The sequence below is a fragment of the Leifsonia sp. HAY1-4F genome (assembly GCF_056755275.1).
The window spans coordinates 1-243 of the sequence record NZ_JBNDHX010000528.1; the positions used below are offsets into that span (position 1 = coordinate 1).

General features: G+C 61.7%; 1 protein-coding gene. It reads right to left on the reverse strand.

Annotated features, from left to right (window positions below; translation table 11 throughout):
* On the reverse strand, positions 1–225 hold a 225-nt coding region (locus ACPYOG_RS20390; RefSeq protein WP_481295896.1), incomplete at its 3' end, for an FG-GAP repeat domain-containing protein.
* Positions 226–243: the final 18 nt, after the last annotated feature.

The following is a 243-nucleotide window of genomic DNA, read 5'->3' on the forward strand; positions in this document are numbered from 1 at the left end:
GTCATTGGTGCCGTCACCACTGAAATCACCGGCACCGATGATGTCCCTGAAGCCCTGCCATCCTTGGCCAACCTGCTTCGCTACGATCCACCCTCCGGCGCCGTTCCCCGAGTAGAGAAAGAGGCGACCCTGCGGGTCCCGAGCCATGACGTCGGCGTTCCCGTCGCCGTCAAAGTCTCCGGGTGCCAGCAGCAAATCATAGATGTGCCACCCTGTACCGATCACCTGGGGCGCATTCCAATG